Source organism: Corynebacterium sp. HMSC05E07, assembly GCF_001807225.1.
In the GTDB taxonomy this organism is placed as follows: Bacteria; Actinomycetota; Actinomycetes; order Mycobacteriales; family Mycobacteriaceae; genus Corynebacterium; species Corynebacterium singulare.
The window spans coordinates 38,091-62,772 of the sequence record NZ_KV788240.1 but is presented as its reverse complement, the minus strand read 5'-3'; the positions used below and the strand labels follow the sequence as shown (position 1 = coordinate 62,772).

Below are 24,682 nucleotides of genomic sequence, written 5' to 3'. Positions count from 1 at the left end.
GTGGTGTGCGTTACAACCGGCTAGGTTGTAAGGCATGAAGATTGGAATTTTGGGAGCCGGTGCCATCGGTGGATACTTTGGCGGAAAACTGAAAGCAGCGGGCCACGATGTCGCCTTCGTTGCTCGTGGTGAGACCTTGCGGGTGCTGGGGGAGACGGGCGTGACGCTCGTCGACGCCCACGCAGAGCCCACCACCACCGAGGTCATAAAGGTCCCGGCCGCGCGCACCTTTGCCGAGGTCAAGGAGCTCCTGGGTGGGCTGGACGTGGCGATTATCGCGTCGAAGGCGCTGCCGGGTAACGAGACGTTTGGCAGCGCTGAGGATCGGCAGGCCCTGCAGGGCATCCCGGTGGTGACTACACACAACTCGGTGGAGATTCCGTATTTGGCGGCCGAGGAGTTCGGGGAAGAGAATATTCTTGCTGGTGTGGCACGCGTGTACGCCACCCGCTTGGGTCCGGCCCGGATCAAGCGCAATCCAGGGCCACTATCTCTGGCCTTTGGGCCGCTGAGTGCGGAGGCGCCGGAGTCGCTGCGTGACACTGGCCAGGAGCTGGCGGCGGCGCTGAAGGAAGCAGGTGCCTCCAGTAAATTCCACGACGCAGCGCTTGTCGACATCTGGTCGAAAGCCATGTTCGTGACCTCCACCGGTACCTTGGGTGCCTTGGTGGATAAACCGATTGGGTATCTCTGCCAAGAAATCCCGGAGCAGCTGGAGGCCTTCATGAAGGAAGTCGAGGCGGCTGGACGTGGCATGGGCGTGGAGCTGCCAGAGGACGTCGTGCAGCAAACTATGGAGTTCGCACGCCAGCAGCACCCGGACAATACGTCGTCGATGCAGCGCGATATCAAAGAAGGTCTACCAAATGAACTTGACGCCCAGGTCGGAGCAATCCGACGCATGGGCGCCAAGGCTGGGGTCATAACCCCGCTGTGGGACTTCGCGCAGGATGTGCTCGAAGCCCAGCTGCGCTCGTCCTAGGACGAGCGGGTTCTTTACTTAGAACCGATCTTGCCGTCCTTCTTCCAGACCACAACGACGGCCGGGCGCGGGGTGGAGTTGCCACCGTCAGGCCAGTGCGAGGTGGCCTTCTCGAAGGTGGCGTCATCGGCCTCACCCGGGTGCTGAACGTTGACCATGACGCGGTCATCATCAACGATCGGGCCACAGGTCTCTGCACCCGCCGGGACGGTGAGGAAGCACTTGAGCTCGCCGCGGGTTTCGCCATCAACGGTTACGGCGTACAGACCATCATTGGAGTCCAGCGCGTTGCCGTCAGTGGAAATCCACAGGTTGCCATGGCTATCGAAGGCCAGGTTATCCGGGCAGGAAATCGGGGAGACCTTCTCCTTGTCGAAACCACCGAAGTAGGTGTTGGCTTCCTTCGGGTCACCGCAGACCAGCAGGAGGTTCCAGGTGAACTTCTCACCGGCGTGGTCGTCCTCGATCTCCATGACGAGGCCGTTCTTGTTCTCCTTGACCGGAGCGTACTCCATCGGGTCTTCCTGGTTCTTCTTGGCGTTCTCACCAGTAGCACCACGGTACTTGTTGTTGGTCAGAGCAACGTAGACCTTGTCGTTGGCCGGGCTGACCTCAACGTCTTCTGGACGGTCCATCTTGGTGGCGCCAACCTTGTCGGCAGCCTCACGGGTGAAGACAGCAACTTCCTCAGCGGACATGCCATCAACGTGGGAATCGAACTTGTTGTTTTCGGTGTCGGAGGTCAGCAGCTTGACCCAGGTGCCCTTGCCGTCGAAGGCGCCGTCCTCCGGCAGGACGCCGGAGCCATCGATTTCCTTCTCCGGGGAGTTACCCTCCATCTTGGCCACGTACAGGGTGCCGTGGTCCAGAATGGACATGTTGTGCTTCAGATCGCCTTCCTTGTACTTCTTGGAGGAGACGAACTTGTAGATGTACTCGAAGCGGGAGTCATCGCCGGAGTAGCACACCACAGTGCCATCCTTGGTGATGTGGATGTTGCCGGCCTCGTGCTTGTAGCGGCCCACAGCGGTGTGCTTTACCGGGGTGGACTCCGGATCCAGCGGGTTGATCTCTACCAGCCAGCCGAAGCGGTTCGGCTCGTTCGGCTCCTTGGCGACGTCGAAGCGGTCGTCGTACTTCTCCCACTTACGCTCAGACGGTCCTTCCTTGATGCCGAAACGCTTGAGGGACTCAGCAGCCTTCTCATCCTTGACGTCGCCACCAGCGAAGTACTGGTCGAAGTTCTCCTCGCCGGACAGCATGGTGTTCCACGGAGTCACGCCACCGGAGCAGTTGTTGAGGGTGCCGAGGACCTTCTCGCCCTTCTGGTCAGCGGAGGTCTTGACCAGGTCGGAGCCCTTCGCCGGACCAACCAGGGTGAAGGGGGTGGTGGCGGTAATGCGACGGTTGAGCGGGCCGAACTCGCGCTTGAGCTCACCGGTGTCACCTACCTTGGAAACCTCGAGGATGGTGTGGCCGTGGCCAGCCCAACCAATCTTGACCTGCTCTTCGGTCGGGTTCTCCGGGTCATAATCTGGGAACATCATCGGCTCGGTGGTGTACTCGTGGGAGCACATGTAGATGAGGCGGTTCTTGTCATTCGGGTGCTCGATAAGACCAGCGAAGTCATTGTTGAAGCCGAACTGCTTCTCAGCGTCAGCAGCGGTCTGATTGTTGACGTCGAACTCCGGTGCGCCCTCGATAACCGGGTCGCCCCAAGCGATAAGAACGGACTGCTCGTAGCCCTTCGGGATGACAACTTCATCCTTCTCGTTCGGCTCGACCTTCTCGAAGTGCATGCCTTCAGCGGAGGTCAGCTTGATTTCAGACTCCTTGACCTCAGAGGTCTTCCCAGCGGCGCTGCTGCCAGCAGCAGCGGAATCTTCTTCACTCGGTGCAGCACATGCAGCCAAGGCAGAGGAACCGCCAACAGCTACGACAGCGAGGCCGCCGGCACGCAGTGCGGTACGGCGGGAGAACTGATCACCAAAGTACGGGTTGTCAGAAGAGTTCTCGCACTCGCCGAAGCAGGCGTTACCGCACTTGTAGGTGCAGGTAAGGGAGGAACGAGAAGAGGTAAACATGTTGGTCAAAAGGTTGCGGCCTTGCAGTGCCATGGGATGCTCCAGAGGTCGTAATCATTGAGATGCGCAGAAATGTCGCGTCGGACGTCCTGAGTTAATCCTGTAAAGGTGGCTGTTTTCTTGATCTCCCGTGACTATTGGGTGAACTCTCTGTGAACCAGGATCGCGCCCCCTTGCGGGGATCGGCTACCCTAGACATTCGTGAGCGAGAAGAAGAATACTGAAGTTAACGACGTCCCAGAGCAGCTGCGCATTCGCCGCGAAAAGCGTGCCCGTTTACTGGAGTCCGGCACCGATGCCTACCCGGTGACCGTTGACCGCACGATCTCCATGAAGGAGCTACGTGAGAAGTACCAGGTGGTTGCCGAAGGCGAAGAACCCGCCGGTGCCGAAGGCGTGACCTATCTCAATGCTGGCGAGGAGACCGACGTTGAGGTTGCCATCGCTGGCCGCCTAATCTTTATGCGCAACACCGGCAAGCTGTGCTTTGCCACTTTGCAGGACGGCGATGGCACGCAGGTGCAGGCGATGCTCTCCCTGGCTGAGGTTGGTGAGGAGCGCCTTGCTGCCTGGAAGTCCGATGTTGACTTGGGTGACTTCATCTCTGTGCGCGGACGCGTCATTGCGTCTCGCCGCGGCGAGCTTTCGGTCATGGCATCGCAGTGGACCATGGCTGCTAAGTCCCTGCGTCCGCTGCCGGTGTCTTTCGCGGACATGAACGAGGAAACGCGCGTTCGCCAGCGCTACAACGATCTCATTGTGCGAGAGGAAGCTCGCAAGAACGCCATGACCCGCGTGAAGGTTATGCGTGCCCTGCGTAATTACCTGGAAGGCGAAGGCTTCGTGGAGATCGAAACCCCGATGCTGCAGACCATCCACGGTGGTGCCGCTGCCCGCCCGTTTGTGACGCACTCCAATGCTCTGGACATTGACTTGTACTTGCGCATCGCACCGGAGCTGTTCCTCAAGCGCGCCGTTGTCGGCGGCATCGACCGCGTTTTTGAGATCAACCGCAACTTCCGCAACGAGGGCGTCGACCGTTCGCACTCCCCGGAGTTCGCCATGCTGGAGACCTACGCGGCATGGGGCGATTACAACGACTGTGCTCGCACCACCCGCGAGTCCATCCAGGCCGTTGCTCGCGCCGTCTTTGGATCCACCACCGTCACCTTGGCCGACGGCACTGAGTACGACTTCGGCGGCGAAGAGTGGCCGGAGATTGAGATGTACCCCTCCCTCAATGAGGCTCTGCAGCGCAAGTTCCCGGGCCAGCCTGAGGTCACCATCGATACCGATGTGGACACGCTTAAGGGCATCGCAGACGTCATTGGTCTCGACGTTCCGAAGAACGGTGGCTGGGGCCACGGCAAGCTTGTTGAGGAAATCTGGGAGGTTCTCTGTGAGGATCAGCTCGAGGGCCCCATCTTTGTGAAGAACTTCCCGGTTGAAACCTCCCCGCTGACCCGCCAGCACCGTTCCGAGCCGGGTGTGACCGAGAAATGGGATCTTTATGTCCGCGGCTTCGAGCTGGCCACCGGCTACTCAGAGTTGGTTGACCCGGTCATCCAGCGCGAGCGCTTCGAGGATCAGGCTCGCCTGGCGGCCGGTGGCGATGAGGAAGCCATGGTTTTGGATGAGGACTTCCTCGCTGCCATGGAACAGGGCATGCCGCCGACGGCCGGCACCGGTATGGGCGTTGACCGTCTGCTCATGGCCCTGACCGGCCTGGGTATCCGTGAGACCGTTCTCTTCCCGATTGTGAAGCCGGAAGCCTAAACCCACTCGATCAACACAGCCCGCGCACGCCGCCATCCTGGCTGCGCGGGCTTTCTCATGCCCACGGCCTGTGGTTTCGGGTGCTTCATGTGGTGAGAGTCTGGGGCTATATTTGTTCCGATCAACGAAGACCTCACAGCAGCCGCCGGTTGTCAGACCTGATTTGTCAGGTATGTACATCCCGGCAGCCCAGGACAGGGAAAATGCGTCGATGTGCTGCATGGAGGCCGGAATCGTGGAACGATTCAGGTATGAAGAAGTTTCTCCCTATCCTCTCCATTGCGATGATCGCCTGCACGGCGGCGTCCTGCTCTTCTCCTGACGACACTGCCAGCGATGAGCCCCAATTCCACCAGACCTCCACTGCAGCCTCCCCGTCCTCCGACGCCACTGAGTCGTCGGAGGAGAGTCCGTCACCGACGACCTCTCAGGAAAAAGAGAAAGAAGACCCAGGGCTGCAGGAGCGAGACAAAGAAGCGTTCATTGCGACCAACCTGGGTCATGCGACCTCAAAAGTCTATGGAATCAGTAGTCCGGATGACCGCGTTGCCTGCACGGTTACTGAAGCTGGGGGAATGCTCGGGTGTAACGTTCTGTTTGCTGATCCGCCTTTGTACCCAGCAACCGGCCAGCCAGGCTGGCTGTCCAACGCCGTCAACTTCGATGAAGACAAAGGCTTCTATCCCACCATGACGCTGGGCGGTGATAACGCTGCTCCCACAACGCTTGAGGTGGGTAGCATAGTCACCATGAGTGGTGTGACCTTTGAAGCCACGAGCGCCGATGAGTTCACGGTGAAGATGGACGGTCATTACTTCACGGTTAAGGACCAGGGCCAGTATTACTCGGATACGTTTCCACCGAAGCCGGATTCGGCAGGTCGCTCTATCACCGGAACCATCTGTGGTGATGTAGGCAATGGCGAGTACGTCTATGCACAAGAGCACGGTACGGACTGTAAGAGGGCGATGGAAGTTGTTGATTACTACAAGAATTATGATTTCGCACCGATGGAAGGCGGCAGCCGCGGTTACCTCATGGAAGACGACTTCAGCTGCTCGTATAACGCGGATTCCGGCTGGCCCGACAAGCCAGAATACCGCTGGCTGCACTGCAGCATTGAGGATGCCGGTTCGGTCGTAGTCCTCGATTCGAATGCGCGCGAACTAATCTCAGCGCGGAGTTAAACAACTAAAACTGGCTGCGCGTCACCGTGAGTTCGTAGGAACCACTGGGCGTCGTAAAGCACAGCATCGAGGTGCCTTCAGGGATGGCGGCGGTGCTGTGCGGAACGAGCCGAATTGGCCCATGGGTGCGGATACACGGTGACGAGAGCTCCGCCGCGAGGAAGCTGCCCACGTTGCTCACCATCCAATTGTCCTCCTGCTGCCAGAAGCGGAGGAAATGGCGGTGCATGGCGGCATCATCGGGAGCGAGAGGAAAGTCGCCCGCACGGCCCGCCACGAGCTGCTCGCCCGGACGCACGACCGTACTGTCGCCGGCAGGGCTGGTGAGGAGGAGCTCCCGCTGCATGCGATGGGCCTTTCTCTAGCGGGCATGATGGTGCCCACCCTGCCACCTTCCCCGTTCCGTCCGCTGAGATTTTGGGGAGTGTCACCCGAAACGCAGTCTTAGCGGTTTGTGTGGAAACGCTGCACAGTGAGGAGTACGCTGGCTCTCCTGCATGCTCGCCGCTCTGGCGAGCTTCGTGTTTGTGGAAAGGTGTTGCTGGCCGCATGTCCGCCGAGATCCCCGCCAAGGTCATCATTAATCTCAGCATCCTCGTCTTGGGTGCCATGGTCATGATTCTCAATGAGACGTCACTGTCGGTGGCGTTGCCGACGATCATGGCGGATTTTGGCATCCCCGCTACCAGTGCGCAGTGGCTGCTTACCGGCTTTATGCTGACCATGGCCGTGGTGATTCCTACGACCGGTTTCCTCATCGAAAGGCTCAGCACACGCCAGATTTTCCTGGTCTCGACGGGACTTTTCCTCGCCGGAACGGTGGTGGCGGCGCTGGCACCGAATTTCCTCATCCTGTTGGGTGGCCGTGTGCTTCAGGCGGGTGGTACCGCGCTCATGATTCCCACGCTCATGACCGTGGCCATGACCCTGGTGCCGGCGCAGCGCCGTGGCACAGTGATGGGAATTATCTCCGTTGTGATCTCGGTGGCGCCAGCGCTGGGGCCCACGGTCGGTGGCGCGATTCTTAACCGCTTTACCTGGCATGTCATCTTCTGGGCCATGGTTCCCCTCATGGCGCTCATCCTGCTGGCAGGCCTGTGGCGCCTCACCAACGTAGGGGAGAGCCGGGATGTGCCGCTCGATGGGGTTTCAGTGGTCTTGTCGGCTTTTGCCTTCGGCGGCCTGGTTTACGGTCTGTCGTCGATTGAGAAGATGCTCACGGGTGGCGCATGGACCGAGATCCTCATAAGCCTTGTGGGCGTTGTGGCGCTCATCGTGTTTATTCGGCGCCAGCAGCGTCTCTCACTCGATGACCGTGCGCTTATGGATCTGCGTCCCTTCCGGATCCGCAACTTCACGCTGGCCGTTATCATCCTGCTTATTTCCTTCGGCCTCATGCTCGGTATGGTCACCGTCCTGCCGATATACCTGCAGACCACGCTGGGAGCCACGGCGTTCGCCACCGGGCTTGCGGTCATGCCAGGTGGCATCATTCAGGCCTTCTTGTCGCCGATTGTGGGCCGGGTCTTTGACTCCTATGGACCGCGTCCGCTCACGATTCCAGGCTCGCTGTTCATGGTGGTGAGCCTCTGGCTCATGGCGACGTTGGGAGAGTCCTCAACGCTGTGGATGGTCGTGGGCATGCACGTGCTCTTTTCCCTGGGCATGTGCCTGATGATGACACCGCTCATGACGACCGCGCTGTCCTCGCTGCCGGAGAAACTCTACTCGCACGGTTCGGCCATCATGAACACTTTCCAGCAATTAGCCGGTGCGATGGGCACGGCCTTCCTCGTGGTCTTCCTTACTCGCGGCACGGTTGCGGGCGCGGAAGCCGGAATGAATGCCGCCGCTGCCACAGCCCAGGGAACGCACTGGGCCTTCCTCTTCGCTGGGATCGCAGGTATCGCAATTGCGGTGCTGTCCCCGCTGCTCAAGCGCGTGGATTAACCGCGTGAATTGATTGCGCGTGACTAACAGATAGGCAGGCGTAGTCGAGCTTCCTCGGCATCCTCACCCCATACCAGGATGGCCTCGGCGGAGTCCTCAGCAGCCATGTAGAACAGCGGTTCTGCGTCGGACAGGTCATAGCTGCGTACGGAGCAACGTCCGTTGGAGAGTTCCTGCGCGCCTGTGGTGGGGCCGGCGGCCTCGCGCTTGTCGGCGTCCCCGTAACCCGCAACCGAATACGTCACCCCGTCGCCCGAGCAGGTGATTTTGGCGGTCTGGGATTCTTCGGGTTCGCGTGATTCGCACGTTGTGTCTTCAACGCCGCTGCCGCCGGGGCGAGGGCTGAGGAGGGCCGGGTGGGCGTCGACAAGCGCTTGCTCCTCCTCGGACCACGCGGCGCGGCCCGTGAAGAACCACGCGAGGCCTGCGATGATGACCAAGGCGGCAGCACCAGCGCCGAGGCCGAGGAGGAGCGTGGGGGAGGACTTCTTCTGCGGCGTATCAGAGTGCGGGACCACCTGCTGTACTGGTTCGGGTGCAGGTTGGGCTATAGGCTGCGCGATATCCTGCTGAGGTGCGGCGTTGTGGGTGCGCAGGGCCTCAACGATGGCCGTGGCAGTAGGGTAGGCCGCATCGGCGCGGAAGGCTGGGTAGGCGGCAGACAGCAGCTGGGCACAACGCGCGATGACCTCCTCCGCGGTCGTCCGCGAGCTTTCCTGCGCACCCGCCGGGCCGACCGTGGCGAAGAAAGCAGTGGAGCGGTGATCCGTCAGAATGATGCGCCGCGGGTTCAGCGCCCGCAGGGCATAAGCAGCACGGTTGCGGTGGATGAGGAAGTCCACGGCGTCCGCCAGCGGCGCGAAGATGGCCAGGGCCTCCTCCCGGGAGAGGTGGCGTGCACCAACCCCAGAGCCGGTGAAATCCGCCAGCAGCTCGCCCGGCAGACAGCGGCGCACGAAAAATTCCTGCCCATTGTTCATCGTGCCCGTACCCACGATGGGCGCGATGGCGCTGTGCTCAAGCTGACCGGCCACGCTGGCCTTACGCAGCACCCCTCGGTGCTCGGGAGAGAAGATCTCCACGAGCAGTTGCTCCTTGGAGGGATCCTCAACGAGGAAGAGCGTGGAACCAGCACCCTGGTCCAGGATGGCTAGTTCACGAAGCTGGTGCTGGGATGTAAAAAACTCGGGAAGCGTGGTCACGGTGGGAGAGATTCCTTTGGCGTTGAGGTGGACTGGTCTCAGTTTAAGGGACACCGCCTCCTATCACGTCGCCCCCAAGCACGTCATTTAGCAGAGGGGGAGACTGAGGCGGTCTTCCTTGGCATTTGTGCCTGCGATGACGAAGGCGAAGCGTGCGGACACCCCGGTGGGGTACACGCCCCACGTTCCGGGCTGCCCGGGGATTTCGGCGGAGGTGACGGTGCAGGCTTCGCTGGTGAGTTCCTCCACGGTCCCCGGCACAATGGTGTCGCGGTCGTCCTCGGTGCCAAAGTCAGCGCCGACAAGAGTGAGGTCCTCGCTCTCACAGATGATGCGGGCGCGCTGGCCGGCCTCAGGCTCGGCGGAGTAGCAGTCGAGGTTGCGCCAAGGTGCACGGCCGGGATTCTCGGGGAAGATGAGGGGGAATTCTCGAGCGAGGACGTCTTCTTCGGCATCCCACCCGGCGCCGCGCAGTGCGAGGCCACCGACCACGCTAAGGACCATGAGCACTCCGGCCAGGACCGCAGCGAGGATGATGTGGTTGCGGCGTAGAGACCAGCGAGGAGACTCGTCGCGAGCATCCGGGGCGGGGGAGGCAACGTTGTTCGAAGGATCGATAGCAGGCGACGTATCCGCGGAGCCCGGCACGGTGGCGTCGTGAGGGGCTGGAGCATTCTCCTGTGGTGGCGCGAGTTCGGCGGTTCCTGCCACGGTGGCGAGAGCGTCGAGCATCTCGGTGGAGCTGGCAAAACGCTTCTGTGGCTCGGGGTTCAGCGCGGTGGCGAAGAAGGAGTTGAGGCTGGGGGCGAGGGGGCCGTCACTTGGCGCAAGGTTGTCCGGAGTCAAGTCCGGAATGAGGCGGCTATGCGCCCACTGTTGCGGGCTCGTTGTGCGGCGCAGGTTAACCAAGGTGAGCATTTCCAACACGATGAGCGCGAGCGAGTAGCGGTCACTGGCGGCGGTGGGCTGCGGAGGTGACGGGGCCAGCTGCGTGGGGTAGAGCTCCGGCGCCATGTAGGCGTCCGTGCCTACCCGAAGGCCCTCCCGGGTCATGCGGGTGGTGTCCTCATTAATGGCGATGCCGAAATCCGCAAGCATGACATCGCCGGGTTCCTCACAATCATCCGCGATGATGTTGGCGGGCTTAATATCGCGGTGAATGACCGGGGAGGGCAACTGCGCCAAATAATCGAGGGCCTGCGCAATAGGGGTCAGCAGCCGCACCGTCTGCTCCACCGTGAACTTGGAGCCTTCCATAATGCGGCGGTTAATGTGCGCTTCCAAACTGGGGCCACGCAGGAACTTCATGACGAAGTAGGGCACGCCGCCGGGGGTGACATCGCCATCATAAATCGGCACGATGGCCGGATGATCCAGCGCCGCAACGGTGCGCATCTCCGACATGAACCGCCCTACTTCCTCATCATCCCCCGCGGCGTGCTGGGCAATGACTTTGATGGCCACCTCACGGTCAAGGCTCTCCTTGCGGGCAAAAACAATGGTGCCCATTCCGCCCGCACCGATTTGATGAAACTGCGAATAACCCTTGGCGGTGAGTTCAGGCTCAAGATCCAAAGGTAGGCCGGAGGCTGTGGGCTGCGAGTTCATGTCTAGGCCGCCACGATGATGGGCTGGCGGATGATGAAAGGCTCATAGCCGGCCTGGCGGATGGTGATTGCCGCGGTAAATTCTCCCGGCTCCAGCAGGGAAGCGGCCAAGGTGCATACGCCGAAATTGCAGCTCAATGTGCTTTGCGTGGACTCATCGAGGTGGTTGTGTCCCTCGCTGTCAAGGAGAGCAACGTGCCATTCGGCGTTGTTTTCCAAGTCTGCTTCATTATTGCTGAGATTCATTGCCTGTGCGTTGAGCACGAAGACACCGCCGACTGCCCACTGCAGCACGCCGGTCGGCGCTGACCCGCTCACCGCGCCGTCGTATCCGGTGTTGTCCACCTCCGCGCGCAGCGAGCGGTAGCCGAACTCTTCCAGTTCGGAGTAGTTCGCAACGATTTCGTCCACGGGCCCTGGGCCGGGGCTCTTGGGGGTGATGAGGTAGGAGCCATTGTCTTGGCGCAGGTGGAGCCCGGTAGGCTCTGCGCTTTCCGACGCCTCCCCCGCCACCGTCAGCACCGCCTCTGAACGTTGCCTGGTGCCATTCACCGTGAATTTCGGAGCGTCCTCAGCAGCGTCCTTGCTCGACGAGCACGCAGAGAGCGTGACGAGCGAGAGACCCAGTGCGGCTAGAGCGCGCAGGGAGAACGAGGCGAGCATAGGGCGGATAAATCCTTGCAGAGTCGAGGAAAATAGAATCAGACAAAGAGTATCAGCCCCATACAGGGGGCTAGGGCGTAATTAAGAAGATAGAGATGAATTGTTATGAAAGGTGTGCATAATACTGGGGGTGTGCCGCCGCAAACTGGGCTAACACAATGCGCCACGAAATCTTCTGCCCCGGCTGGAACTGAGGAACACCGAGCTTCTGCAAGGTTTCAGCCAGTGTCTGGATCTTGCGCTCAACCTTTTTCTCCGTCCAGCCAAGAGCCTCGGCCAGTTCGCGCTGAGTGCCCACAACAACGCGGGGTTCAGCCGCTGGGTTCTCCACGAGGGGTTGGGCCAAAGTTTTCAAAAGGAGGCACTGCTCCTCGTTGGGCTCGAAGACATGCGTGGTGAACGGCCCATCTGGCGGCAGGCTGGGTTCGGGGCTGCGCAGAGGCTGCATCACCGTGAGCTCGCATTCATAACTCATCGTGGCGGTGGAAAAATACACGGTGGAGGTGCCCGGGTGCAAAACCTCGATGCTGCCCGGGCTCACCACCGTGCGGCCATAGCCGCAGGCAGCCGGCGGTTGAATGGTGGCGGCGATGAAACTACCAATGTTCTTCAGGAACCACTGCGAGCCGTTGGACCACACCTGCAAGAACGTGCGGTGCATGGCCGGGTCATCGGAGGCGAGCAGGATATCGCCTTGTCGGCCCAGTGTGGCGGACTCGCTGACAGTAAGAAGCTGCGAGTGGCCAATCAAATCGTCGACAAGCAAGGAGCCGTGCTGCGGCTGTGGCTGAGGCTGTGGCATGGCTCCTCCCTTCACGTGTGAACAGTGATAACTAGGACTGTAGTTTACTGCACTGAGTGGGAGGCGTCGCAGACGTCCACGAGAGAGTTCCTTATGCGAAAAGAAACAAACGGTGAAGACTCGGTCGAGGGAAAGGGGCGACGCCGTGAGTGATAGGGCGTGAGTGATAAGGAAAGAGGAACGGGAAACAAGCTCCACACCGCTTCCCGAACCAGCATCGACGATAGTAGCAAGCTCGCGGGCGATTCTCCTAGCTCTAGGGAGAAATCCCCCGGAAGCCGTCTCTATGAGGCGACGCCCTTTCACTCCTGTTCGCTACCGGCGTACAGTGCCGTGAGCTGGGAAAATGAGGGTTGGGGTGGGATGTTGCCGAAAATCGTGAATGGAGTGTCGGCCCCGCGCGTTAGAGTGGATGACACATTAACAGCGAAAGGTAAGAGGTCATGTTCGAGAGGTTTACTGACCGTGCTCGCCGCGTCATCGTGTTGGCGCAGGAAGAAGCACGCATGCTCAACCACAATTACATCGGCACCGAGCACATCCTCCTGGGGCTTATCCATGAGGGTGAGGGCGTTGCTGCCAAGGCCCTGGAGTCCATGGGCATCTCGCTGGAGGACGTCCGCCGTGAGGTGGAAGAGATCATCGGCCAGGGCTCCCAGCCGCACACTGGTCACATCCCGTTTACCCCGCGCGCCAAGAAGGTCCTTGAGCTCTCCTTGCGTGAGGGTCTGCAGATGGGGCACAAGTACATTGGCACCGAGTTCCTGCTTCTCGGCCTCATCCGTGAGGGCGATGGCGTGGCCGCCCAGGTCCTGACCAAGCTGGGCGCTGACCTGCCGCGCGTGCGTCAGCAGGTTATCCAGCTACTGTCCGGTTATGAGGGTGGTGAAGGCGAAGGCGGTGGCCAGTCCCAGGGCGGCCCCGGCCCGGTGGGAGCCGGTGCTGGTGCCGGCGCTGGACAGGGTGGCCGCGGTGGTTCTGGTGGCTCCGGCGAGCGTTCCAATTCGCTGGTTCTGGACCAGTTCGGTCGCAATCTCACCCAGGCTGCCAAGGATGGCAAGCTGGACCCGGTGGTCGGCCGTGATTCCGAGATTGAGCGCATCATGCAGGTGCTCTCCCGTCGCACCAAGAACAACCCGGTGCTCATCGGTGAGCCTGGTGTGGGTAAGACCGCCGTGGTTGAGGGCTTGGCTCTCGACATTGTTAATGGCAAGGTCCCGGAGACCCTCAAGGACAAGCAGCTGTACTCGCTTGACCTGGGTTCCCTCGTCGCCGGCTCCCGCTACCGAGGTGACTTTGAGGAGCGCCTGAAGAAGGTGCTCAAGGAGATCAACCAGCGCGGAGACATCATCCTCTTCATCGATGAGATCCACACCCTGGTCGGTGCTGGTGCTGCCGAGGGTGCCATTGATGCCGCGTCCCTGCTGAAGCCGAAGCTTGCCCGCGGTGAGCTGCAGACCATCGGTGCCACCACCCTGGATGAGTACCGCAAGCACATTGAGAAGGATGCCGCCCTCGAGCGCCGTTTCCAGCCGGTCAAGGTTGATGAACCTTCCCTCGATGACACCATCCTGATCCTCAAGGGTCTGCGTGACAAGTACGAGGCACACCACCGCGTCTCCTACACTGATGAAGCCCTCAAGGCAGCGGCATCCTTGTCGGACCGCTACATCAACGATCGCTTCCTGCCGGACAAGGCCGTGGACCTCCTCGATGAGGCAGGTGCTCGTATGCGCATTAAGCGCATGACGGCTCCGGAGGGCCTGCGTGAAGTTGATGACCGCATCGCTGAGGTCCGCAAGGAAAAAGAAGCTGCCATCGATGCACAGGACTTCGAGAAGGCTGCCGGTCTGCGTGACCAGGAGCGCAAGCTCGGTGAAGAACGCGCGGAGAAGGAAAAGCAGTGGCGCTCCGGCGACCTCGAGGAGATCGCCGAGGTTGGTGAGGAGCAGATTGCTGAGGTCCTGGCACACTGGACCGGCATCCCGGTGCTCAAACTCACCGAGAAGGAATCCAACCGCCTCCTCAACATGGAGGAAGAGCTGCACAAGCGCATCATCGGTCAGGACGAGGCTGTCAAGGCCGTCTCCCGCGCCATCCGCCGCACCCGTGCAGGTCTGAAGGATCCGCGCCGCCCGTCTGGTTCCTTCATCTTCGCCGGCCCGTCTGGTGTGGGTAAGACGGAGCTATCGAAGTCCCTGGCTAACTTCCTCTTCGGTTCGGATGATGACCTCATCCAGATCGATATGGGTGAGTTCCACGACCGCTTCACCGCCTCCCGTCTCTTCGGTGCCCCTCCGGGATACGTTGGCTATGAAGAGGGCGGCCAGCTGACTGAGAAGGTCCGCCGCAAGCCGTTCTCCGTCGTCCTGTTCGACGAGATTGAGAAGGCCCACAAGGAGATTTACAACACGCTCCTGCAGGTCCTTGAGGATGGCCGCCTGACCGATGGTCAGGGTCGCAACGTGGACTTCAAGAACACGGTGCTCATCTTCACCTCGAACCTGGGTACCCAGGACATTTCGAAGGCCGTGGGCTTGGGCTTCAGCGGCTCTTCCGAGACCGATTCGGATGCGCAGTACGAGCGCATGAAGAACAAGGTTAACGATGAGCTAAAGAAGCACTTCCGCCCTGAGTTCCTCAACCGTATCGATGAGATCGTGGTCTTCCACCAGCTCACTCAGGAGCAGATTGTGGAGATGGTGGAGCTGCTCATCGGCCGCGTGGAAAAGCAGCTGTCTGACCGTGACATGGGCATCGAGCTCACGCAGAAGGCTAAGGATCTGCTGGCCAAGCGTGGCTTCGACCCGGTCCTCGGTGCACGTCCGCTGCGCCGCACCATTCAGCGCGAGATTGAGGATCAGCTCTCTGAGAAGATCCTCTACGGCGAAATCGGTGCCGGTGAAATCATCACCGTGGACGTTGAGGGCTGGGACGGCGAGTCCAAGGACAACTCTGCGGCGAAGTTCACCTTCACCCCGCGCCCGCGTCCGCTGCCGGAAGGCACCTTCGATGAGGAACTCGAGGACCTGGAGGACACCGCCGTGCGCGAGGCTGATGAGGAAGCCTCCTCGGATGAGCCGGATACCATCACCCCGGATGTCCTCGGGGAGTCTGGCAGCGATTCCGCTGACGAGTCCCACAACGATGATGGCGATGACGGCAACCCGCCGCCGGCAGGCGCTGGCGCCGGTCAGCCGCTCTAAGCGCTGACTCTGGCCCAGCCACTGGGCCCATGAGGACTAGCCCCGAACCGCATGCGTGTGAAACCACGTGCGGTTCGGGGTTTGTTTTGCGTGACCTTCACGGTGGGCGGGATGCCCACCGCTGAAAAGGAATCAGCACACCGTCTCATGCGATTCGTGCTCCGGGTGCTCAATCTGGATGGTGGAGTGCTCGATTCCAAGTTCGCGCAGGGCGTGCTGGGCGGCATCCAACAGCGGGCCGGTGTCGACGGTGCCGTCACGCACGATGTGCACGGTCGTGAGCACGCTTACGCCATCCAGGCTCCACAGGTGTAGGTCGTGGATGTCGGCAACGCCCTCGACCTGCCGCAGCGCGGGCTCGATCGCGCTGGCGTCGAAGCCCGCCGGAACCTGCTCGAGCAGCACGCTCGCCGACAGTCGCATGAGTTGCCATGCGCGCGGCAGCACCATCGCCGCAATGACCAGCGAGGCGATCACGTCCGCAGCCACGAACCCGGTGGTCAGCACCACGATGCCCGCCACGATCACTGCCACCGAGCCGAGCATATCGACCAGCACGTGTAAGAACGCGCCCTCCACGTTGATCGAGGATTCGCGGTGGCGGTGCAGCACCCACGCCGATAGCGCATTCGCTACCAGGCCGATCACCGCGATGATCAGCATCGTTTTTCCCTGTACTTCGGCCGGGCTCTGCAGTCGGCGAACCGCCTCGACGACAATCCACACCGAGATCACCAGCACCATTACCGCGTTCGCCAGCGCCGCAAGCACCTCCACCCGCCGGTAGCCGTAGGTAGCCTGGGCTGATGCTTGGCGACGCCCCACCAACACTGCTAGCACCGCAATGATTAACCCAGTGGCGTCAGAAAGCATGTGCATAGCATCCGCCATCAACGCCATTGAACCCGCCAACCAGCCGCCGATCAGCTCGGCGAAGAAAACGGTGCCGGTAATGCTGAGCGCAATGAGGAGCGCGCGCAGCGGCGTGCTGGAGTGATCGTGATCGTGGTGCTCGTGTGCCATGCACTCAGCCTATCACCACTGATGCTTATTGACAATCAAATGAAAAAGGTTGACGGCGGGCGCAGCCGGCGACTCCACGTCAGGTTCTTTGTGTGAGTCCTGGGGCGTGTCTAGGATTCAGCAGGCTGGCAGTTCGATGGGGCGGGCACGTCGCGGAAGCGGTCGATGAGATAATTCGTGCCGTGCAGAAGCGAACGAACCATTGGTGCGGCGTGGTTAGTGCCGGAACCAGGACGCACGTTGACGGCGCGGGCATTCTCAAACTGGACGGTGCCGCCAGCCGCACAGAAATCGCGGGCCATGGTTCGTGCCTGCTGGTAGGGAATGATGTCATCGGTGGGGGAATTCATGACCAGCATCGGGGCATTGAGTGCATGTTGGCCCAAGCGTTGCTCGCGCATCATGCGTGAGGCCGCCGGCTTGCGGCGCAGCAGTTCAGCGAAAGTTTCGCCGCTTTCCGTGAGTTCGCTGGTGCGGATATTTCCCCAGGTGGACATGGACTCGCGGATGCAGAAGGTCTCGGCATCAGTGAGGAACTCACGGCCGCGTGGGTTTAACTCGTCGATGATCTCGTGGGAAAAGGCTGTGCTGCGTGCTGCAAAACCGTTGATGGCATAGCCCAAGACGTGGACAAGGGCAGAGCCATCGACGGCATTCATCACCTCGAAGAGGTCTGCTGGCGGAGCGCCCGCGAATGAGCCCTTGACGTTGAGCTCGGGGGCGTAGGTGGCCGCGTATTCGCCGGCGGCGGCCGCTGCGCCGCCGCCTTGGGAATAACCGGCGAAGCCGACAGGTGCGGTAGCAGGTGCGCCGGCGAGCTTGAGACCTGCGCGGGCGGCGTCAAGAACGGCGTGGGCCTCTTCAACGTTGTTGACATAGGAGTGGTGGCCCGGGGTGCCGAGCCCGATGTAATCCGTAACCACAACGCGTACGCCCTGGGTCGTGGCGTACTCGTACACGCGCCCGGCCGCGGCCTCGTAGCCCTGGTCAAAGCGGCTACCGTCGGTGCCGGCGCGCACACGTGACGGCGCGCAGTGGTCACCAGCACCGCGGGTGCCTGGCGCATACACGACGGTGGGGCGTTCACCCGGCCCATTCCACGGAGCCTTCGGCTCAAGAACCATACCGGTGACCGTGGTAGGGGAGCCGTTCATGAGAGTGGAGGCATAGGAGATCGTCGTTGCGGTGACGCCCGGTAGCTCTTCCGTAGCGTCCGCGTGTACGCTGCCCGGTGGAGCCGCCTGGGCTGCAGGGGCGGCGATAGCGATGCTAGCGGCGGTGAACACAACCGCCATCAAGGATTTCATTCTCACGAGGTTGAGAGTAACCCTTACGGCGATGCTGCGCATCCGCGCTATGCTATGCGGCATGGGAATTTACTATCGCAAGCGGAAGAAGACCGGCAAGAATAGCTGGATTAACGTCTCTGGCTCTGGTGCTTCGATGTCGACGAAAGTCGGTCCAGTGACGTTTAACTCCCGCGGCGGCATGTGGGTCAACCTTCCCGGTGGCCTCAACTTCCGGGGGCGCTGGCGCTAATGAGTTCCCACCCCAGCACCGACTATATCCGGATGGGGTATGAGGCTGACGTCGTCCTGCGTTTGGGCATGATGCTCATGGGGGCGGGCACGTCGGGCTATCGTGTGCTGCGCGGCATGAAACGTGCTGCCCGCGCGCTGGGCTTCGACCGGCTTGATGCTGACGTTGGCGTCACCCAAATCACGTGCACCTTTCACCGCGGCCGCGACTTTCGTACCGTGGTGGCTCAGCAGCACTCCCCGGCTGTCGATGCCTCACGCATCGAGGCCCTTGAGGACCTTACGCACAACCGCCTGTATTCAGGGATTACTGCTGAAGAGCTCAGCGCAATGCTGGATGCCATCGAGTCCACCGTGATCAAACGGTGGAACCGCTGGTTGCTAGCCTGCGCGGCGGCAGTTGCCTGTGCATCGTTTGCCGTGCTCAATTACTTCACCGTCTATGCGGTTTTCCTCGTCGCCCTAGCGGCCTTCTGCGGTCAGTTGACCCGCGCCTCACTGCACCACAAACACGTGCACCAGCTGGGCTGCATTGTGGCGGGCGGAACGGTAGCGAGCCTCGTATATTTCTTCACCACCAAGGCGGTTGCCGCCACGGACATCGCGAACCCCGCCGATTTTTCCTCCGGTTATGTTGCGGCGGTGCTGTTCCTCATTCCCGGCTTCCCACTGTTCTCTGCGCTCATTGACCTCGCGCGCTTCGATTTCGGTGCAGGATTGACCCGCCTGGCCTATGCGTTAACTGTCATTACAGCTGCTACTTTCACCGTGGCGCTGGTGAGCTGGACAACGGAACTGACCCCAGAACCGGGAATCCCAAGCCCTGATCCCGAGTGGTATGTTGCCGCAGCCGTGGCAAGTTTCCTGGGTATTTCGGGCTTCGCCTTCTTGTTTAACTCCTCGCGGCGGATGGTGCTGGTGGCGGCGTCGGTGGGCACGGTGGCCAACATCGTGCGCCTGCTCCTCATCAGTTGGGGAGCGACCAACTACGTGGGCGCCTTCATCGGTGGCCTCATCGTGGGCCTATTGGGTGCGGTGGCTTCTAAGGGCGCACACTTGCCGCGCATCACCACGACGGTGCCAGCATCCGTCATCATGATCCCGGGAACATCCATGTTCCGCACCGTCTATCACCTCAATGTGGGCAACATAGACCAGGCTCTGAATAACCTTGCCATCGCCTCGATGGCCGTCGCGGCGATTGGCTGCGGCCTTGTCCTCGCCCGCATGCTCACCGACCGCGACTGGACTATGGGCCGACTCATCGACTTTTCTCATGGCCCTAGTGCGGTAGGTGGAACAGCCCCTCCTCGTTCTGCTCCATAAGGCCATCCTCTAACAGAGAGCCAAGCGCACGGGCACGCTGGGCCGCGTCCTCCCACACCGCGTCCAAATCGGACTGGGGAACGGGGGTGGGTGAGGCGCGGAGGACGTCGAGAAGCAGCCCTCGCACCTGACGGTCCGTACCGGTGAACTTTTGCACGCGCTTTTTAGCCCGCGCGGCTTCTTCCTCGCTGGGTTCTGGACAGCCCGCTAGCTGCCATGCGCAGGTCGCCTTGATGGGGCATGCGGCGCACTCCGGGTTCTTGGCGGTGCACACCAGTGCGCCGAGCTCCATGAGCGCGGCCGAAAAACGCGGCCCATTCTTCTCCGGAAGAAGCGCCTCCACCTGCTTCAACTCGCGTTTCGACGGCGCTGGCGCCAAGAATCGGCCGTCCACAGCGCGGGCATAGACGCGCCGCACATTGGTGTCCACCACCGGCACATTGCGCCCAAAATGAAACGCCGCCACCGCCCGCGCGGTGTACTCACCAATGCCCGGCAGGGCCAAGAGCTTGTCGACGTCCCCCGGAACCTCCCCCGCGCCAATCTCCTTCGCGCATTCCCACAGCCGCAACGCGCGCCGCGGATAACCCAACTTGCCCCACGCGCGCAGGACCTCCGATTTGGAGGCCCCAGCCAAGTCCTGAGGCGTGGGCCAGCGCTCCATCCACTCCTTCCACTGCGGGGCCACGCGCGCGACCGGGGTTTGCTGACTCATGACCTCGCTGAGCAGCACGCCCCACGCCGAGGTTCCGGGCTCACGCCAGGGCAGGGGGCGCTCAACGGCGTCGAACCACTCCAGTACAGCTTGGGTATCCATAAACACCTCAGTGTAGGGGCGATGGGACTAGAGTGTGAATCATGCCTCTAGTTCATGTACCCCACGAACCACAGAAGGTCTGGAAGGCCCTCCAGGAGGGCAACCAGCGCCTTGTGACCGGAAACCTCATCGCCGTCAACCAGGATGCCAAGCTGCGCGCCGGGCTGACCCAGGGGCAGGACCCGCGCGTTATCGTGCTGGCCTGCTCGGATTCCCGTGCGCCCATTGAGCACGTGTTCAACATCGGTTTTGGTGATGCTTTTGTCATCCGCACCGCCGGTCACATCCTGGACAGCGCGGTGATGGCCTCCCTGGATTATGCCCTGGAGAACCTCAATGCGAACCTGCTCGTGGTCATGGGCCACCAGTCATGCGGTGCCGTAGGTGCTGCGTCGGAGTTCCTGGCGGGTGGTGACCTGCCGACGGGCCTGCAGCGCCCCATCATCGAACAGGTAGCCACTGCATCCCTGGTGGCTCAGCGCGATGGCCGCGAGGAGCGCGCGGACTTTGAGCGTGAGAACACCGCGCAGACGGTATCGCAGATTATCTCCGACATCCCAGCGGCGCGCGAGCTTCTCGACGCTGGCACTCTCGGCGTCGTCGGCCTTCGCTACCTTCTCGAGGATTCCAGCGTGGAGACGGTGGTTCTCCACGGCGTCGAGTAGCCTGAATCTACGCCGCGTGGTGGGGGAATAACGAGACACGCGGCCTTATGCTGGCCCGGGTTGGCGCTCAGTCCCCTTAAACTGAGAGCTGTGACTGAGCCTACCCATACCCCGAAGCCGCTGCCGCGCGAGATTTACGTCCGCCGTCGCCTCGCCGCGCTCGTGGCGATTTTGGCGCTCGTAGTCATCCTCATTTGGGCAGCCACTGCGCTTTTTGGTGGCTCCTCGGAGGAGAAGGAGGAGGGCTCGCAGCCGGCGGCAGCCTCAAGTAGCTTGGCGCAGCCGGCTGAGCAGCCGACGACCTCGCAGGCCGAAGAAACTGCCACCGAGACCAGGGAAGAAACGTCGGAGTCCGCGGACGAGAAGCCCGCGAAGGAAGGCTCGGACAATGCTGACGATGCTGACGATGCTGCGAAGTCCGAGGAATCCCAGCCCACCGAGCTAGCCGTGGATCCCTCCAAGACGGAATGCTCTCTCGAAGACCTCATGGTGATGGCTAAGACCAACGAGGACAGCGTCCCCGGCGGCAAGATGCCGACGTTCTACATGGAGGTCTTCAACCCCACCACGAAGGATTGCTCCATCAATTTGGATGAGCAGCAGCTGCGCTTCGAGGTCTACAAGATGGGCTCCAACGAGCGCGTGTGGTCTGATACTGACTGCTATGCCTCGGTAGAGACCGGCACGCAGACCTTCAAGTCTGGTGAGACGCGTTTCTTCCAAGCTGATTGGTCCCGCAAGCGCTCCGAGCCGGGCAAGTGCACCGACCGCCCTGAGGCTGATTCCGGCGCCTACTTCCTTCACACTGTGATTGGTGAAAACTACTCGGCTGCCCTGCCGTTTAATCTGCTCTAGCCGCCCGCTGCGGCCTAGTTGAGTGCGGCGATGGCTTCGCTCAGAGTCGCAGCGTGGCGTACTCGGATTCCACTGACCTCGACGTCTCCCGGCGGGACGATGGCGTGGCGATAACCCAACCGGGCGGCCTCTGCCAGCCGGCGGTCGAGGTTAGGTACTCGGCGCACTTCACCCGCGAGTCCCACCTCACCGATGACGACGGTCTTGGGCGGCAGCGGCCGCTCGTGCAGCGAGGACCACGTAGCCAGCGCCACCGCCAAGTCTGTCGCCGGTTCCTGAATCTTCATGCCACCCACGGTGGCCACGTACGCGTCTTTGTCATTGGTGCGCTCACCCGCACGGGCCTGCAAGACCGCGAGCACCATCGGTACCCGGTTGGCATCGAGTCCGGTGACCACGCGCCGTGGGTTCTTAGCCACTGGGTCCACTGTGAGCGCTTGTACCTCCGCGAGGATGGGGCGCACGCCGTCCATCGCCACCGTCACCGCGGAGCCGTCCGGCGTACTGCCGCGGTGGGAAAGGAACAGCCCTGAAGGATCGGCCACCTCCCGGATACCCGCTGCGGTTTGTTCAAAGCACCCCATCTCATCGGTCGCGCCGAAACGGTTTTTCAGACCGCGCAGTAAACGCAGGGAGGACTGACGGTCGCCCTCGAAATTCAAGACCACGTCCACGAGGTGCTCCAGCACGCGGGGACCGGCCACGTTACCGTCCTTCGTCACGTGGCCGACCAGAAGGATGGGGATTCCCGTGGTCTTTGCCAATGTTGTCAGCGCCGCGGTGACCGCGCGGGATTGGGCCACACCGCCGGCCACTCCCTCGACGCCGGCCGCATGCATGGTCTGCACCGAGTCCACGATGATGAGGCTGGGCTTAAGTTGCTCGACGTGCCCGAAAACAACGTCCAGGTTGGACTCCGCCGCTAGATAGAGGGTCTCATGCAGCGCGCCGGTGCGTTCAGCGCGGGCACGGACTTGGCCGGCAGATTCTTCCGCGGTGGCATAGAGCGCGGTGCGCCCCAGCTGGGCCCAGCGCGACGCTACTTCCAGAAGCAGCGTGGACTTACCCACACCCGGCTCCCCAGCCATGAGTACCACCGAGCCCGGCACGATACCGCGCCCAAGCACGCGGTCCAGCTCCCCAATCCCGGTGTTGAGCGCCTTGGTCTGAGCTGCTCCCACCTTTGTAATCGGTAGCGCCGGGCTCGTCGGAGTCAACCCTTTCGGCATGCGTCCCGTGACCGCTGCCTGGGCGGCACTGCTCTCCTGAGCAACTGCTGTTTCTTGCAGTGTTCCCCAGGAACCGCACTCTGGGCACCGCCCCAACCACTTGGGGGAGACGAAGCCGCACTCAGAGCACGTATGTACGGGACGAACCTTTTTAGCCATGCCCCACACTCTAGTAAGCCACCCGGACATCGACGATTATGTTGGTCTATCAGCAAAAAGCGTGGTTACCCCCATATGGATACTTTTTCTGCGAAGAAAAGCGCCTGTATCACTTCCCCCTTAAAGTATTTGGCAGGTAACAGGCAAGACTCTTCGAGTGTTGCGTGAAGCCGTCCCCCGAGAACATATCCCCGAAGACCCTAAGGTGATTTCATGAAGATCCGTCGTACCCTCGTTGCCGCTGGCGCCGCCGTTGCCATCGCCTTGGCCGGCACCCCTGCCGCCTCCGCTGCCCAGGCTCCGCAGCCGCTGGCTGATGTTTTGACCCAGATCACGAACGTTGCTGGCTACGATGCGCAGAACGTCATTCTTGTTCCGGCAGCCCTGTCGTCCTTGGGCTTCTTCCTGAACGTTCTGACCTAGTAAGCACATCCCCATTCACAGAATCATTCAAGGAGAAACAATGAAGAAGATCCGTCGTTCCCTCGTTGCACTTGCCGCTGCATCCGCCATCGCTGTGGCTGGCACCCCGGCCGCTTCCGCTGCGACTTACCCGGAGCCGCTGAACCAGGTCATGGACAAGATGGTTGAGTACGGTGGCCCACAGGCCCCGAACCTCCTGCTGGTTCCGGCTACGCTGTCCACCATCGGCTGGCTGCAGGCAATCATCGCTAGCTCCTCCGTGCGCTAAAAGCCGGAAAAGCCAACCTCACTGTCACCGCCGCGCGCCTTTGTGCGTGGCGGTCTTAGTGATCGTGCCACCTGTGCGGCGGGAGCTGTAGAGATGCTAAACCGCCCTCACTAACTGAAATTCAATCAGTGAGGGCGGTTTTGGCCGAGCGAAAAGGCTGCAGGCTACTTGGCCTCGGTGTAGCCCTCTTCGGACTGGGAATCACGGTCGAACTCGCCGGACTGCAGCGGGGAGGCGGACACGGTGGCATCGACCTCGATGGTGCCGGTGTTGAAGGTGAACGTGACCGGGCGGGAGCCACCGAAGGCAAAGCCATCGTTCTCCAGGGAGGTGGTCACGTAGGTGACGTTGTTGTCCTTCTCATCCTTCGGAAGGTTCTCCAGGTTGGTGGCGGAGTCACCGTACAGGGCCTGATCGCGAGCGATCGGGGTGGCGCCTTCGAGGACAACGTCCTGGCCATCGACGGTGACGGAATCGAGGGTGACCTCTTCTACCTTGTAGCCCTCGTTCACAGCGATGAATTTCAGGGAGGTCTCACCGGAATCCGGCTCAACCTGAATGGTGACGTCACGTACGGTCACCTTGCCATCTTCGGTGCTGGCGGCTGCGCCGTCGACAGCTGCAACCTTCTCTGCGGTCTGCGCAACGTGGCCGGCCGAGCAGGACGCCAGCGCCAGCGCGGAGAGGGCGGTAACTGACATGATGGCACCGCAGCGAGCGGCGGACTTCAGGGACTGCACTGTGAGTGTCCTCCATTGAATTGCGATCACAAAGCTTATCAACGCTTTAGCCTAGTACCTATCCGGGAAAAGCACACAGTTTCCAGCAAACACCTTGGGTAAACCGGGGGTAGCCGTGCTTCACGGCATCCTCGTCGTGGTGTATGGCCTACTCCCGGCTGCCTCAGCGGGCGGGGGTGA

22 protein-coding genes are annotated in these 24,682 nt (G+C 61.5%); 11 read left to right on the top strand and 11 right to left on the bottom strand.

Annotated features, from left to right (window positions below; all coding sequences use genetic code 11):
• Nucleotides 1–34 precede the first annotated feature (34 nt).
• The gene (locus HMPREF3149_RS07670; RefSeq protein WP_070537344.1) at nucleotides 35–982 is read left to right on the top strand and encodes a 2-dehydropantoate 2-reductase; all 948 of its coding nucleotides are present in this window, start codon (nucleotides 35–37) and stop codon (nucleotides 980–982) included.
• A 14-nt stretch (nucleotides 983–996) separates the two neighbouring features.
• Here the strand turns inward: HMPREF3149_RS07670 and HMPREF3149_RS07665 are convergent, their stop codons facing one another.
• A complete protein-coding gene (locus HMPREF3149_RS07665; protein ID WP_070537343.1) occupies nucleotides 997–3,099 on the bottom strand; it encodes a PhoX family protein in 2,103 nt (700 codons plus the stop codon).
• Between the two features lie 168 nt (nucleotides 3,100–3,267).
• Here HMPREF3149_RS07665 and lysS point away from each other — a divergent pair, with 168 nt between their 5' ends.
• Together lysS and HMPREF3149_RS07655 are read left to right on the top strand one after the other, a co-directional pair.
• The gene (lysS, locus tag HMPREF3149_RS07660; protein ID WP_070537342.1) at nucleotides 3,268–4,842 is read left to right on the top strand and encodes a lysine--tRNA ligase; all 1,575 of its coding nucleotides are present in this window, start codon (nucleotides 3,268–3,270) and stop codon (nucleotides 4,840–4,842) included.
• Nucleotides 4,843–5,093: 251 nt separating this feature from the next.
• Nucleotides 5,094–6,029 carry a hypothetical protein gene (locus HMPREF3149_RS07655; RefSeq protein ID WP_070537341.1) on the top strand — a complete coding sequence of 312 codons (936 nt, stop codon included), beginning with the start codon at nucleotides 5,094–5,096 and terminating at the stop codon, nucleotides 6,027–6,029.
• Nucleotides 6,030–6,033: 4 nt separating this feature from the next.
• On the opposite strand, the gene HMPREF3149_RS07650 is transcribed toward HMPREF3149_RS07655, so the two are convergent.
• Nucleotides 6,034–6,375 carry a hypothetical protein gene (locus tag HMPREF3149_RS07650; RefSeq protein ID WP_070537340.1) on the bottom strand — a complete coding sequence of 114 codons (342 nt, stop codon included), beginning with the start codon at nucleotides 6,373–6,375 and terminating at the stop codon, nucleotides 6,034–6,036.
• Between the two features lie 203 nt (nucleotides 6,376–6,578).
• Between HMPREF3149_RS07650 and HMPREF3149_RS07645 the strand changes: the two genes are divergently transcribed.
• Nucleotides 6,579–7,979: an MDR family MFS transporter gene (locus tag HMPREF3149_RS07645; protein WP_070537339.1), complete on the top strand. Its 1,401-nt coding sequence runs from the start codon at nucleotides 6,579–6,581 to the stop codon at nucleotides 7,977–7,979.
• Between the two features lie 23 nt (nucleotides 7,980–8,002).
• Here the strand turns inward: HMPREF3149_RS07645 and HMPREF3149_RS07640 are convergent, their stop codons facing one another.
• The 4 genes from HMPREF3149_RS07640 to HMPREF3149_RS07625 all read right to left on the bottom strand — a co-directional run bounded on the left by HMPREF3149_RS07640 (nucleotide 8,003) and on the right by HMPREF3149_RS07625 (nucleotide 12,253).
• Nucleotides 8,003–9,181 (bottom strand): serine/threonine-protein kinase, encoded by a 1,179-nt coding sequence (locus HMPREF3149_RS07640; RefSeq protein WP_070537338.1) that lies wholly within the window; start codon nucleotides 9,179–9,181, stop codon nucleotides 8,003–8,005.
• 87 nt (nucleotides 9,182–9,268) lie between these two features.
• Nucleotides 9,269–10,789 carry a serine/threonine-protein kinase gene (locus HMPREF3149_RS07635; protein ID WP_070537337.1) on the bottom strand — a complete coding sequence of 507 codons (1,521 nt, stop codon included), beginning with the start codon at nucleotides 10,787–10,789 and terminating at the stop codon, nucleotides 9,269–9,271.
• A 2-nt stretch (nucleotides 10,790–10,791) separates the two neighbouring features.
• Nucleotides 10,792–11,451, bottom strand: a complete 660-nt coding sequence (locus tag HMPREF3149_RS07630) for a hypothetical protein (protein WP_070537336.1) — start codon at nucleotides 11,449–11,451, stop codon at nucleotides 10,792–10,794.
• A gap of 103 nt (nucleotides 11,452–11,554) precedes the next feature.
• Nucleotides 11,555–12,253, bottom strand: coding sequence for a hypothetical protein (locus HMPREF3149_RS07625; protein WP_070537335.1), 699 nt, complete (start codon nucleotides 12,251–12,253; stop codon nucleotides 11,555–11,557).
• A 443-nt stretch (nucleotides 12,254–12,696) separates the two neighbouring features.
• On the opposite strand from HMPREF3149_RS07625, the gene HMPREF3149_RS07620 reads away from it, so the two are divergent.
• Nucleotides 12,697–15,459, top strand: coding sequence for an ATP-dependent Clp protease ATP-binding subunit (locus HMPREF3149_RS07620; RefSeq protein ID WP_070537334.1), 2,763 nt, complete (start codon nucleotides 12,697–12,699; stop codon nucleotides 15,457–15,459).
• Between the two features lie 132 nt (nucleotides 15,460–15,591).
• Here HMPREF3149_RS07620 and HMPREF3149_RS07615 read toward each other — a convergent pair whose 3' ends face one another.
• Together HMPREF3149_RS07615 and HMPREF3149_RS07610 are read right to left on the bottom strand one after the other, a co-directional pair.
• Nucleotides 15,592–16,482, bottom strand: a complete 891-nt coding sequence (locus HMPREF3149_RS07615) for a cation diffusion facilitator family transporter (protein ID WP_070537333.1) — start codon at nucleotides 16,480–16,482, stop codon at nucleotides 15,592–15,594.
• A 110-nt stretch (nucleotides 16,483–16,592) separates the two neighbouring features.
• On the bottom strand, nucleotides 16,593–17,789 hold the full coding sequence (locus tag HMPREF3149_RS07610) for a lipase family protein (protein ID WP_246819967.1): 1,197 nt from the start codon (nucleotides 17,787–17,789) through the stop codon (nucleotides 16,593–16,595).
• 61 nt (nucleotides 17,790–17,850) lie between these two features.
• Here HMPREF3149_RS07610 and HMPREF3149_RS07605 point away from each other — a divergent pair, with 61 nt between their 5' ends.
• On the top strand, nucleotides 17,851–18,021 hold the full coding sequence (locus tag HMPREF3149_RS07605) for a DUF4236 domain-containing protein (RefSeq protein WP_082013969.1): 171 nt from the start codon (nucleotides 17,851–17,853) through the stop codon (nucleotides 18,019–18,021).
• Entirely contained in the window at nucleotides 18,021–19,346 is a 1,326-nt protein-coding gene (locus HMPREF3149_RS07600; protein ID WP_070537331.1) for a threonine/serine exporter family protein, read from the top strand. The genes HMPREF3149_RS07605 and HMPREF3149_RS07600 overlap by 1 nt, the downstream gene beginning before the upstream one ends.
• Here HMPREF3149_RS07600 and HMPREF3149_RS07595 read toward each other — a convergent pair.
• Nucleotides 19,303–20,163: an HhH-GPD family protein gene (locus HMPREF3149_RS07595; protein ID WP_070537330.1), complete on the bottom strand. Its 861-nt coding sequence runs from the start codon at nucleotides 20,161–20,163 to the stop codon at nucleotides 19,303–19,305. The genes HMPREF3149_RS07600 and HMPREF3149_RS07595 overlap by 44 nt on opposite strands.
• 41 nt (nucleotides 20,164–20,204) lie before the next feature.
• On the opposite strand from HMPREF3149_RS07595, the gene HMPREF3149_RS07590 reads away from it, so the two are divergent.
• Both HMPREF3149_RS07590 and HMPREF3149_RS07585 read left to right on the top strand, forming a co-directional pair.
• Nucleotides 20,205–20,828, top strand: coding sequence for a carbonic anhydrase (locus tag HMPREF3149_RS07590; protein WP_070537329.1), 624 nt, complete (start codon nucleotides 20,205–20,207; stop codon nucleotides 20,826–20,828).
• A gap of 90 nt (nucleotides 20,829–20,918) precedes the next feature.
• Complete coding sequence (locus HMPREF3149_RS07585; protein WP_070537328.1) at nucleotides 20,919–21,683, top strand: hypothetical protein; 765 nt, start codon at nucleotides 20,919–20,921, stop codon at nucleotides 21,681–21,683.
• 14 nt (nucleotides 21,684–21,697) lie between these two features.
• Here HMPREF3149_RS07585 and radA read toward each other — a convergent pair whose 3' ends face one another.
• Nucleotides 21,698–23,071 carry a DNA repair protein RadA gene (gene radA, locus HMPREF3149_RS07580; protein WP_070537327.1) on the bottom strand — a complete coding sequence of 458 codons (1,374 nt, stop codon included), beginning with the start codon at nucleotides 23,069–23,071 and terminating at the stop codon, nucleotides 21,698–21,700.
• 213 nt (nucleotides 23,072–23,284) lie between these two features.
• Between radA and HMPREF3149_RS07575 the strand changes: the two genes are divergently transcribed.
• Together HMPREF3149_RS07575 and HMPREF3149_RS07570 are read left to right on the top strand one after the other, a co-directional pair.
• Nucleotides 23,285–23,494, top strand: coding sequence for a hypothetical protein (locus HMPREF3149_RS07575; protein ID WP_070537326.1), 210 nt, complete (start codon nucleotides 23,285–23,287; stop codon nucleotides 23,492–23,494).
• Between the two features lie 40 nt (nucleotides 23,495–23,534).
• Nucleotides 23,535–23,762, top strand: a complete 228-nt coding sequence (locus HMPREF3149_RS07570; RefSeq protein WP_070537325.1) for a hypothetical protein — start codon at nucleotides 23,535–23,537, stop codon at nucleotides 23,760–23,762.
• 164 nt (nucleotides 23,763–23,926) lie between these two features.
• On the opposite strand, the gene HMPREF3149_RS07565 is transcribed toward HMPREF3149_RS07570, so the two are convergent.
• Nucleotides 23,927–24,502: a hypothetical protein gene (locus HMPREF3149_RS07565; RefSeq protein ID WP_070537324.1), complete on the bottom strand. Its 576-nt coding sequence runs from the start codon at nucleotides 24,500–24,502 to the stop codon at nucleotides 23,927–23,929.
• Nucleotides 24,503–24,682 lie beyond the last annotated feature (180 nt).

Excerpts from the sequence above, each read along its gene's own strand:
- HMPREF3149_RS07590 (WP_070537329.1), top strand. The coding sequence starts at position 20,205 with ATGCCTCTAGTTCATGTACCCCACGAACCACAGAAGGTCTGGAAGGCC.
- HMPREF3149_RS07625 (WP_070537335.1), bottom strand. The coding sequence starts at position 12,253 with ATGCCACAGCCTCAGCCACAGCCGCAGCACGGCTCCTTGCTTGTCGAC.
- HMPREF3149_RS07670 (WP_070537344.1), top strand. The coding sequence starts at position 35 with ATGAAGATTGGAATTTTGGGAGCCGGTGCCATCGGTGGATACTTTGGC.
- HMPREF3149_RS07620 (WP_070537334.1), top strand. The coding sequence starts at position 12,697 with ATGTTCGAGAGGTTTACTGACCGTGCTCGCCGCGTCATCGTGTTGGCG.
- HMPREF3149_RS07630 (WP_070537336.1), bottom strand. The coding sequence starts at position 11,451 with ATGCTCGCCTCGTTCTCCCTGCGCGCTCTAGCCGCACTGGGTCTCTCG.
- HMPREF3149_RS07610 (WP_246819967.1), bottom strand. The coding sequence starts at position 17,789 with ATGAAATCCTTGATGGCGGTTGTGTTCACCGCCGCTAGCATCGCTATC.
- HMPREF3149_RS07665 (WP_070537343.1), bottom strand. The coding sequence starts at position 3,099 with ATGGCACTGCAAGGCCGCAACCTTTTGACCAACATGTTTACCTCTTCT.
- HMPREF3149_RS07570 (WP_070537325.1), top strand. The coding sequence starts at position 23,535 with ATGAAGAAGATCCGTCGTTCCCTCGTTGCACTTGCCGCTGCATCCGCC.
- HMPREF3149_RS07635 (WP_070537337.1), bottom strand. The coding sequence starts at position 10,789 with ATGAACTCGCAGCCCACAGCCTCCGGCCTACCTTTGGATCTTGAGCCT.
- radA (WP_070537327.1), bottom strand. The coding sequence starts at position 23,071 with ATGGCTAAAAAGGTTCGTCCCGTACATACGTGCTCTGAGTGCGGCTTC.
- HMPREF3149_RS07650 (WP_070537340.1), bottom strand. The coding sequence starts at position 6,375 with ATGCAGCGGGAGCTCCTCCTCACCAGCCCTGCCGGCGACAGTACGGTC.
- HMPREF3149_RS07605 (WP_082013969.1), top strand. The coding sequence starts at position 17,851 with ATGGGAATTTACTATCGCAAGCGGAAGAAGACCGGCAAGAATAGCTGG.
- HMPREF3149_RS07575 (WP_070537326.1), top strand. The coding sequence starts at position 23,285 with ATGAAGATCCGTCGTACCCTCGTTGCCGCTGGCGCCGCCGTTGCCATC.
- HMPREF3149_RS07645 (WP_070537339.1), top strand. The coding sequence starts at position 6,579 with ATGTCCGCCGAGATCCCCGCCAAGGTCATCATTAATCTCAGCATCCTC.
- HMPREF3149_RS07600 (WP_070537331.1), top strand. The coding sequence starts at position 18,021 with ATGAGTTCCCACCCCAGCACCGACTATATCCGGATGGGGTATGAGGCT.
- HMPREF3149_RS07595 (WP_070537330.1), bottom strand. The coding sequence starts at position 20,163 with ATGGATACCCAAGCTGTACTGGAGTGGTTCGACGCCGTTGAGCGCCCC.
- HMPREF3149_RS07615 (WP_070537333.1), bottom strand. The coding sequence starts at position 16,482 with ATGGCACACGAGCACCACGATCACGATCACTCCAGCACGCCGCTGCGC.
- HMPREF3149_RS07655 (WP_070537341.1), top strand. The coding sequence starts at position 5,094 with ATGAAGAAGTTTCTCCCTATCCTCTCCATTGCGATGATCGCCTGCACG.